This window comes from Paraglaciecola polaris LMG 21857, assembly GCF_000315055.1.
In the GTDB taxonomy this organism is placed as follows: Bacteria; Pseudomonadota; Gammaproteobacteria; order Enterobacterales; family Alteromonadaceae; genus Paraglaciecola; species Paraglaciecola polaris.
The window spans coordinates 21031-30540 of the sequence record NZ_BAER01000057.1 but is presented as its reverse complement, the minus strand read 5'-3'; the positions used below and the strand labels follow the sequence as shown (position 1 = coordinate 30540).

Below are 9510 nucleotides of genomic sequence, written 5' to 3'. Positions count from 1 at the left end.
GGATGCAGACTTGTTACTAGCATCTAGTTCGCTGCCGCACAGGCAGCTTAGAAATAGCTGTAATGGTTCGTGGTGACGCTATCCTAGTTCGCTGCCGCACAGGCAGCTTAGAAATTTGGCGCTAAAGTTTCAGCGTCTAATTCTTAGTTCGCTGCCGCACAGGCAGCTTAGAAAATAGACGCAAGATATGCCCAGTTTGCTTTTGGTTCGCTGCCGCACAGGCAGCTTAGAAATATGCTCATCACGCTAATAACCGCAATCGCACGTTCGCTGCCGCACAGGCAGCTTAGAAACTTAAAGCCGCGCTGTTAAGCGGCGGCAACTGGTTCGCTGCCGCACAGGCAGCTTAGAAATTTCCCGCTGCGATTTCAGCGCCTATCAACGCATTCGCTGCCGCACAGGCAGCTTAGAAATTCTACATTGAGCGTCCTAAACTCAAATGCAGGTTCGCTGCCGCACAGGCAGCTTAGAAATTGGTGCGCCGATGAAATGGTGACATATGGTGGTTCGCTGCCGCACAGGCAGCTTAGAAATTTCACAAAGAAACCCATTTCTATGGGTAATAGTTCGCTGCCGCACAGGCAGTATACAAAACGTGAGGTGCTATTTCCTGAGCAAGCATGTTAATTTAGTCTCAGGCGTTACAGTCATATACGCAACACCGCTGCCTTCATTTAGTCATAAGAGTAAACACCTTGCCGTCAAAAATACAACTTAGCAAAGACGATCTTCGAAAAAACAAACCGAGCCGTGATGAATACCTAAGCAAGAGCAAAATCCCGTTAGTGGTGGTGTTAGACAATGTTACCAATAGCTACAATATCGGTTCTTTTATTCGCTTGGCTGATGCCTTTGGGATTGAAAAAGTGATTGTTTGCGGGGCGTTGACCATATCCGATAAAAAATTTAAAAAAGCCTCAAGAAATGAAGCTAAATGGGTGCGTGTTGAATATAGCGATAGCACAACGGCAAGTTTGCAAACCTTGTTAGATGCGGGTTATGGCATCTACAGTGTTGAGTTATGCCAAGCGTCTGTGGATTATAGCCAGATTGCTTACCCTTCACCTTGTGTTTTAGTGTTAGGCAATGAACGCAAAGGTGTCAGTGAAGCCGCATTGGCGTTAAGCCATCAACATATACATATTCCTATGTTTGGCATGGGTAACTCGTTGAATGTGGCCACCGCTGGGGCGATTGTTTTAGCCGAATGCGCCAATCAAATCAGAAAATTGCCACAAAGCTAAGTCACCTTATTCAGCCATCCGGGGCATGCTGCGATTGATATAATTGAAACAGAAATGATCCACTCATTTTTGTTATTTCATGTGCTGTTCGCCCTTTATATTCCCTTGCGCTTTGCACTATCTAGGCTAAAAATCATTTAAAGATAATCATGGGCGTGTTGTATCAATATGCTCTGGATAGGAAGTGGTGCTCAGGGACATTACCCGTTTTGTCATTCACTCCACAGTGGTTTTTTAGCTCATTAGCGGACAAAACGGAGGAACAAAAAATGATGAATAATTACCAAGATATTGCCGCTCAGCGTCAAGTTGAGTGCGATGAGCGGGCAACGTATTTTGATAGCCAACTGCGAATCTTTTCTAAAACCAACTGGATCACTGTCTTGGTCCCTTCTTTACTTGGGGGGCTCGCAGGGTCGGGGTTATTCGTTGACTCCTCTGTGTATTTACTGGGTCTTAGTGCGTCCTCTTGGATAGCAATCGGCACACTTTTGGCCGCTATTTTGAGCGCAATACATAAAGGACTAAACTGCGATGCGCATCAGGCGGAGTGTCGAAGGCTTGTCCAGCTTTACCGTGCTTTGGAAATTCGCTATCGCACCTTGGCGCAAATCGAAATGCAAAATATTGTGGACCAAATACTGGCCTTAGATGCTAAGTTGGCAGCACTTCGCCAAAGCCAAACGGCCACCGTTAGCATCGACGGTTGATAGGGGCCGTATCCGTATCCATTGCGGCGCCCAGTATCATGACGAAAACCCAGCATATTTAAAACGTGAGTGATTGTGCGCTGATTAATGCGTCGATTCTTAGTTTTGAATCGATATCACTTGGCAATAAGTACTGTACGTATACCCCCTAGTGACTGCTACAATACGGCAGGCTAACGATAGCCCCATAAGCTGATGCGGTGATTACTGCCGGCGGCTGATTTCCCCCTAAATTACACCATTATGAAGTAGGTTACCTTTGCGTTCGAAACCCACCCCAGTCATTACCTCGACGGTTGCGCAGTCGACTGAGCAATCACAGAATACACATATAACCGGCACTCAAGATAGGATTGCGCTGAGTTGGTTTGGCCGCTGGTTTTCACGTCTGCAGGGCTCGATTGGGCTAAATGCACATGGTATCACTTTGCCTAAAGGCGTAACGTCCATCCGTGAGGCGAATAATCAGTTACTTTCGTGGCAGCAACTTGACTCGCCACCTCTGTTCGAATGGCGCTGGTTGGGCGCCACTATGACCTTTCGTGTAAAGGGGGCTGTTTATGACATACATTTTTTGGGCTATCGCAGTACTGCCCGCTGTGTAAAGCAGGTTCAGCGTTTATGGGCGGCGCATCATCAGCAAGCCTTGCTGCAATTTGTCAGCAGAGTTGAGCATGTCATACAAGTGCGTTACTTGCGCCAATCTCGTTTACAGGCAATTCAAGCTCGGGTTATTAGAGAGTTCGAACGTTGGTTACCCTGGTCTGAAAACGTGGCATTAGGCGACGATATAAAAACCGCCTTGCGTAAGCTGTGCACCATGCATAGCTGGAGCGACGAAGGGATAGATTCCCTGCGTGAAAACTATGTGCAGCAACAATTAAGCACCTACGGCGATTTTTTTGCGCAAGTCGAGTCAAATCCATTGACGGACAAGCCGCGCCGCGCCTGCGTAATAGATGACGACAATAACCTGTTATTAGCTGGGGCGGGTACCGGTAAAACCAGTGTGATGGTCGGGCGAGCCGGATATTTAGTCGTCAGTGGCCAGGCACAGCCGGCAGATATTCTGCTGCTGGCCTATGGTAAAAAAGCGGCGAGTGAAATGAACGAACGCATTCAATACACACTCGCTACCGATGATATTAAAGCCAGTACCTTTCATAGCTTAGGCCTGAAAATTATCGCTGAGGTGGAAGGACGAAAACCGAGCTTGTCACCTTGGGTGAATGACGACAAAGCCAAGAATAAGTGGGTACAAGATACCCTAGAAATCTTGATTGATCAGTCAGCTTATCGAGCGCAATTGTTCGAATATTTTAGCCATTATTATTATGTGCAAAAAAGCCCCTTTGATTTTACCAGCGAGGGGGATTACTTCGCCTATTTGCACGATAACGATATTCGTACGCTCAAAGGGGAGCGAGTTAAGAGTTTTGGCGAGTTGTATATTGCCAACTGGTTGTTCAAAAACGGCATTGAATATGGTTATGAGGTTAACTATGAGTTCGATGTGGCCAATAGCGATTTTTCTCAGTATCAACCTGACTTTTACCTATCAGAGTATGGGGTGTACATAGAATATTATGGTATTGATGAAAGAGGCAATACTGCTACTTACGTTGATAATACGGCTTACCACGATGGGATTAAATGGAAGCGTGAGCTACACAAAACGCGTGGCACAGTGTGTATTGAATTGTTTTATTTTCAGCACAAAAATGCTCAGTTATTACCCGAGCTTGAACGTTTGCTGCAAGCCTTTGATGTGGTGTATTCGCCGCTGCCAGATGAAGCCATACTCGCCACCTTACATGAATTAAATAGAGTGACTGAACTGGCTAGCCTGTTTAGCCAGTTAATCAGCCTGTATAAAGCGGCTTGTTTGGATGAAAATGGTGTAGAGCAGATGTTTGTTAACGCAGCAGATAGCCAACAGGTACGTAGTGCATTTGCGTTGTTACGCCCTATTTACGATGCGTATCAGCAACATTTGAATACGGCCAGGGAAATAGACTTCGAAGATATGATCGCGACGGCTTTGCGGTATGTGCAACAGGGACAGTTTACGGTTCCTTGGCGTTATATTATGGTGGATGAGTTTCAGGACATATCAGAGCCGCGTGCTCGGTTAGTAAAGGCATTGCGTGATGCGAGCGGGCAGGGTAGCAGCAACACCCTAGCATCAATTTTTTGTGTGGGAGATGATTGGCAAGCGATTTATCGCTTTAGCGGCGCGGATGTTAGTTTGACTACGCATTTTAGGGATTATTTTGGCAGTGCAGCTGAAAACACGTTAGATCTCACCTTTAGATTTAATAACCAAATTGGCCATGTTGCTACGCAATTTATCAGCCAGAACCCGGCTCAGCTTAAGAAAGACCTGCGTTCGTTTGTGCAGGTGGCGCAGCCTGGAGTGTCGATTCTGCGCAGAGGTTCACAACAAGGCGCCACCATTGACGAGCCCAGTGCAAACGCGACTGAGCAGGCATTGACTGCTATTGCCATGCGCTACAAAGCCGATGCGGGTACGGTTAGTCGAGATGATACAAGCGCGGTAAACAGTACATCATCGTGCATATCGGTGTTCTTACTGGCGCGTTTCTGGTTTCAATTGCCTGATCAATCCACCTTAGGGATGCTTAATGCAAAGTACCCGAGCTTGCATATTGAGTGTTTGTCATTTCATGCCGCAAAAGGTAAAGAAGCCGATTGTGTGGTGATTATGGGCATGACAAAAGGTCAACATGGCTTTCCTGCAAGTAAAATTACCCCGCCTTTGTTAGAGGCGCTGTTACCCAAGTTAGAAGCTTATCCCTTTGCAGAAGAGCGACGTTTATTTTACGTGGCGCTAACTCGAGCCAAAAATCGTGTGTATGTTCTGGCTGATATGAGCAATGTAAGCCCTTTTGTGGTGGAGCTGATTGAGCAAGCCAGTCAGGCAAATGGGGCAAATGAGACGAACGGGGTGGAATTAGCGGAATTTACAACCTCCTTGGTGCAGCGTTTATTCGCTGACATTAACTGTGCAAGTTGCGAAACTGGTACCCTAAATGAGAAATCAGGAAAGTTTGGCGCCTTTTATGGCTGTACTCACTTTCCCTTGTGTACGCATACAGAGTCGGGTTGTGTACGCTGTCAAAGTCCCATGACCCGCACTCGTTACATCGGTTTTAAAGTTTGCTTGGACGCAAGCTGTGGGCATAGTGTGCCACTTTGTCCTGAATGTAATGGCGACATGCAATTGCGTCAAAGTGCCCGAGGGGCATTTTGGGGCTGTGCTAATTATCGTGGCAAAGAGCAGCCCAGTTGCCAACACACTGTAGACCGGAGTGCGCTGAGTTTGCCGGCTGACCTTGTGGTATAAACCTGAGATTGGCTAACAGTTGCTTTTAAATAGGGAATTTATCAATGCGATTTTAGGCAAAGTGATTTTACGGTAAGTCATAAAAATGGAGCCCGTGGGCTCCATTTTTTCACGGCGACTTGAACGCTTTTTGCTTACGGCGCTTGCTCAGTCACCGTTAGCGTTGGGCTAGTCACATCGCTGGCATCTAAGGTGAACACCCATTCGGCGCTATTGAATAGATTGATAAACAGGTTATCGCCAGAGCCTGGGTAAAGCGTGACGGTAGTGGCCAGTGCGACATCTATATCAGCCCCTAGATTTAGGCCGCCGCTGCCCCCCCCAATCCTGATCGGCAATTTTAAAGTTATAGCCGCCGGCATCAAGCATAAACACCCCTCGATATATACCGTTACCTTGGTAGGTCAGCGGCGAAGTGGTACCCCAGCCGTTCATGTCGCCCCTTAATAACGGCATATGGTTACCATAGGGGGGAGGGATCGCATTGGGATCATCTGGAATAATCGTTAATGTGGGATTAGCGCTATTGGCAGCATCTAATACAAACTCATAGCGACCATCAGCAATTAAGCTCAAACTCAAATTATTGGCTCCGTTACTCAGGATTGCAGGCGCTGCGACAGGTACGGTGAATTCTCCGCCTATATTGACCGCTGCAAAATCTTGATCGGCAATTTTGAATTGATAGTCCCCTTGTAATAGGTCTGCATTCACCACATAGGTGTCATTACCTTGGTAGCTAAAGGGTAATGACGTGTCCCACTCATTAAAGTCACCCCGTAAATAGATAGGTTGTTCTGCATAAGGGGGCAAGGCCGATAACCCATACCCTTGTGAGCCATTTTGTGCTTTAACAAACACAGCCGTGGTTAGCGCCGGTACGTTAAAGGTACCGGCGCTAAACGTTGCGCTTTGTACTCTGGTATCGGCGGATTGTTGTTGGCTTTGATGTAATGCAAAACCATTGGCGTTAGGCACCGCAAAAGATTGCGCTGAAGCACTGCCATTGATAAGCACGACTATGGCGTCATTGTTACTGTCTATATCATCTAAGCCAATACCATCATCAAGACTCATTACAATCAGGCCTTGGATTTGCTGACTGCCGGTATTGTAAAATTTAATGCGCTGGGCGATATCCTTGGCGCTATTTAAGTGAAACAACTTACTGGCACTGCGGATGTGCAGAAATTCTGTAAACAATGCCGCTGAGAGCTGAATGTCTGTGGTGGTAAAGTCGCTATTGGGGTTAGCGCTGACCTCGCCAATGGCGGCCCAGTTGTTTTGGTTGTCTTGGGCTAGCGGCAAGCCTTTGTTCCAGTTGCTGGTCTGTAGGGTGAAATCAACCTGATTAAACCAGTCGCCAGCATCATAGGTGTTGCGGTCCATGGATTTAGAACGAATGAAATCTGAGCCCATGTGTAAAAAGGGTATGCCTTGGCTTAACAAGGGGATAGACAGCGCCACGTTTTGAATACGGACTCGGTCTTGTATTGCTAAACCCTCTGGCAAAGCGTATTGCAGTTTGTCCCACAAGGTCTCGTTATCGTGTTTGGATATGTAGTTGATGGTATCGGCCGGATCATCACTGTAACCCGCTGGTTGTCCATTCCATTGGTAATCGTAGGTGGATACATAAGCGTCGCTAGCGGCCACAAACTGATAGCTGGCGACATTACCCACCAAACCCACACGGATGACGTCTTGTTGGTTAATGCTGCCGCCGGTAAACAGAGCACCATCACGCACCGCATCGCGCTGGCGATCTGAATAAGTACCAATCTCGCTGCCCGCCATGTTTAGTTGCGACGCTTGCTCAAACCGCCGGTTATCGGCGACTTCGCCAAAGTTCCAGCCTTCACCGTAAAAGTAGGTATCGGCATCTACGGCGCGCACGGCTTCACGAGCATCCATAATCCCTTGTTTGGGAATATGCCCCATTAAGTCAAAACGAAAGCCGTCAAAGCCAAAATGCTCGGCAAAACTGACCAGTGAATCATTCATCAATTTAGCCATCATTTTGTGTTCGGTGGCGGTGTTTTCGCAGCAGGTGGAGTTTTCAATTTGGCCACTGGTTTCGTTTAAACGGTGGTAATAGCCAGGTACGACTTTGTCTAGCACCGAATTATCAGATAGGCCAGATGAAGCGGCGTGGTTATACACCACATCAAGTACCACCCGTAGTCCGATTTGATGCAAGGCTTGGTTCATGGCGCGCATTTCTATAATACGGCTCACCCCATCTGGATCGGTTGCGTAGCTGCCCTCTGGTGCAGCGAAATGTTGAGGATCATAACCCCAATTAAACCCGTCCATGGCGCGCATAGACTCTACGAGTGATTGAGCATCAGTGGTTGAGGGGTCGTAACTTTGCAGCACCTGTAACAGGGTATCTTGCTCGTTTTGCACGCCACAGACAGGCGCCGCGCTATTGAGTTGGCATAATTTAGCAACGCTATCGGTTAAATCTACCCGCTGGTTGATATCTTCTTCGATCGAGGCAATATCATTGGCTGGTAATACATGAAAGTGGGTTAACCCTGCCGCCTGTAAACGTTGTAAGTGTTGCATCGGCACAGAGTTGAGTTCGGTAAAGGCCAGATATTTACCACGATGGGCTGCACTAGTACTTTGGTCAAGAATACTGAAATCGCGAATATGTCCTTCGTAGATAACTGCATCTTCTGGGTCGGTAATAGTGGGTACCGTGTGTGTGTCCCAATTAGTTGGTTTTAAGTCTTCGTCATGCAAATTAACAAACTGGCTATAACGACCGTTAGTCGCCAAACTAACGGAGTAGGGATCAGTAACGGTTAATTGTTCGTTCTGTTGGGTCAGTGGATGAAAAACACTGATATCGTACTGATAAAACTGACGATCAAGCGCTGTTCTAGCCCCACTGTAGAACCAAACTCCACTTTGGGTATTCAAGCTCATGGCATGACTGGCAATAGCGTGCTTACTGCTGTTGTACACCACTAAATTTACCCCAGTGGCGGTGGGCGCCCAAAGCGTCGCGGTAATGGTGCTGTTGGTATAAGTTACCCCAAGCTCTGCTTCATCTGCGTCGTCTGGGCCATTGGTATAAAGGCTATCTATAAGTCTTGGGATCTGTACTCGGGTTGCCTCGAGCAGTTCGCCCTGCGCATCAAGTGCCACGGCAAGTAGTTGCTGTTTGGCCCATTGTTTTGCTTGGGTGTCGGTGAGGTTCAGGTAAAAACCGCTAAAGCCGCTTAGTTGTGGGTCCTGTGCGTATATTGCTGGGTCCTCATTCGCCATGGTTAAGGGAGTAAAGCTGGCGTTGGCTAAGCTGTCATTATTCACATTGGATAAACCGGCCTCGGCTGAGGTGTATAAGCGATATTCGGCTGCATTAGTAGCAGTGAGCCACACTAAAGTATTTGCGGTCATCCAGTGTGCTTTAGCGCCATCAATGGAAAAAGGGCGAGATTCGATGGGCTCATACCAAAGCTCGGGGTAACCATCAAACGCAAAGGCTTGCTGACCATTGGCGGGTTCAAAACGACTATTGCTGTTACCCAAGGCTTTGTTGTCACCGTTATGCACAATAAAGTTATAACAGGATGCGCCAGGAGTAATGGTCAAAATATAATAGGCGCCATACACTGGGTGTTCACCATCAACAGGGTAGGGATCGGCCCAGTTGGCAAAGTGACTATCATCAGTGGTCGGTGCGCCATAATCGCCGCAGCCTTCACCATTCCACACGTGCAATCCCCAACCTTGATAATTAGCGTCTTCGCGCTTATAAAATAAGGCAATTTGATTATCCGCTAAGGTCAGGCCCGTATCAGGGGCAAGGTCTGCTTGTAACCGCATGTCCATGGCGAGTGCCGCACGCGTTAAACTAAGCTTAACCGTGAACTGGTGAGATGCCCCCCCAGCGAGTTCATTGATGCTTAAGGCAATAAAAGGTATATCGCTTTCAGTGCCTTGGCTGTTCATGATGTCATGACTGCTGGCATCGAACAGCACACGCATAGGGCCACTGATAGCATTCCCTGTGTTCGTCAGGGTAACAATGGCGCTGTATTGGCGATTAACGCGGTCATAAACGGGTCGCGATGCGTAACTAAAATCACCGCTGTCGGTATTTTGCCAAGCGGCATCGGCCAAAGGTGCCAAAAGCAGCATCAATAATAGATTTATACGGATAAGTAATTTCATT

5 protein-coding genes and 1 CRISPR repeat array are annotated in these 9510 nt (G+C 47.5%); of the genes, 3 read left to right on the top strand and 2 right to left on the bottom strand.

Annotated features, from left to right (window positions below; genetic code table 11):
* Nucleotides 1–26: 26 nt before the first annotated feature.
* Nucleotides 27–593: direct repeats of the CRISPR family, unit length 28 nt; unit sequence GTTCGCTGCCGCACAGGCAGCTTAGAAA.
* A 102-nt stretch (nucleotides 594–695) separates the two neighbouring features.
* The 3 genes from GPLA_RS11615 (at nucleotide 696) to GPLA_RS11605 (ending at nucleotide 5321) form a co-directional block, all read left to right on the top strand.
* Nucleotides 696–1244, top strand: coding sequence for a TrmH family RNA methyltransferase (locus GPLA_RS11615; protein WP_007105116.1), 549 nt, complete (start codon nucleotides 696–698; stop codon nucleotides 1242–1244).
* A 269-nt stretch (nucleotides 1245–1513) separates the two neighbouring features.
* Nucleotides 1514–1954 carry a hypothetical protein gene (locus tag GPLA_RS11610; RefSeq protein ID WP_040514594.1) on the top strand — a complete coding sequence of 147 codons (441 nt, stop codon included), beginning with the start codon at nucleotides 1514–1516 and terminating at the stop codon, nucleotides 1952–1954.
* Between the two features lie 283 nt (nucleotides 1955–2237).
* On the top strand, nucleotides 2238–5321 hold the full coding sequence (locus tag GPLA_RS11605; protein WP_407636148.1) for a UvrD-helicase domain-containing protein: 3084 nt from the start codon (nucleotides 2238–2240) through the stop codon (nucleotides 5319–5321).
* A 134-nt stretch (nucleotides 5322–5455) separates the two neighbouring features.
* Here GPLA_RS11605 and GPLA_RS23495 read toward each other — a convergent pair whose 3' ends face one another.
* Both GPLA_RS23495 and pulA read right to left on the bottom strand, forming a co-directional pair.
* Nucleotides 5456–5659: a hypothetical protein gene (locus GPLA_RS23495; protein ID WP_007105113.1), complete on the bottom strand. Its 204-nt coding sequence runs from the start codon at nucleotides 5657–5659 to the stop codon at nucleotides 5456–5458.
* Nucleotides 5610–9509, bottom strand: a complete 3900-nt coding sequence (gene pulA / locus GPLA_RS11600; RefSeq protein ID WP_007105112.1) for a pullulanase-type alpha-1,6-glucosidase — start codon at nucleotides 9507–9509, stop codon at nucleotides 5610–5612. The genes GPLA_RS23495 and pulA overlap by 50 nt, the downstream gene beginning before the upstream one ends.
* Between the last annotated feature and the right edge of the window lies 1 nt (nucleotide 9510).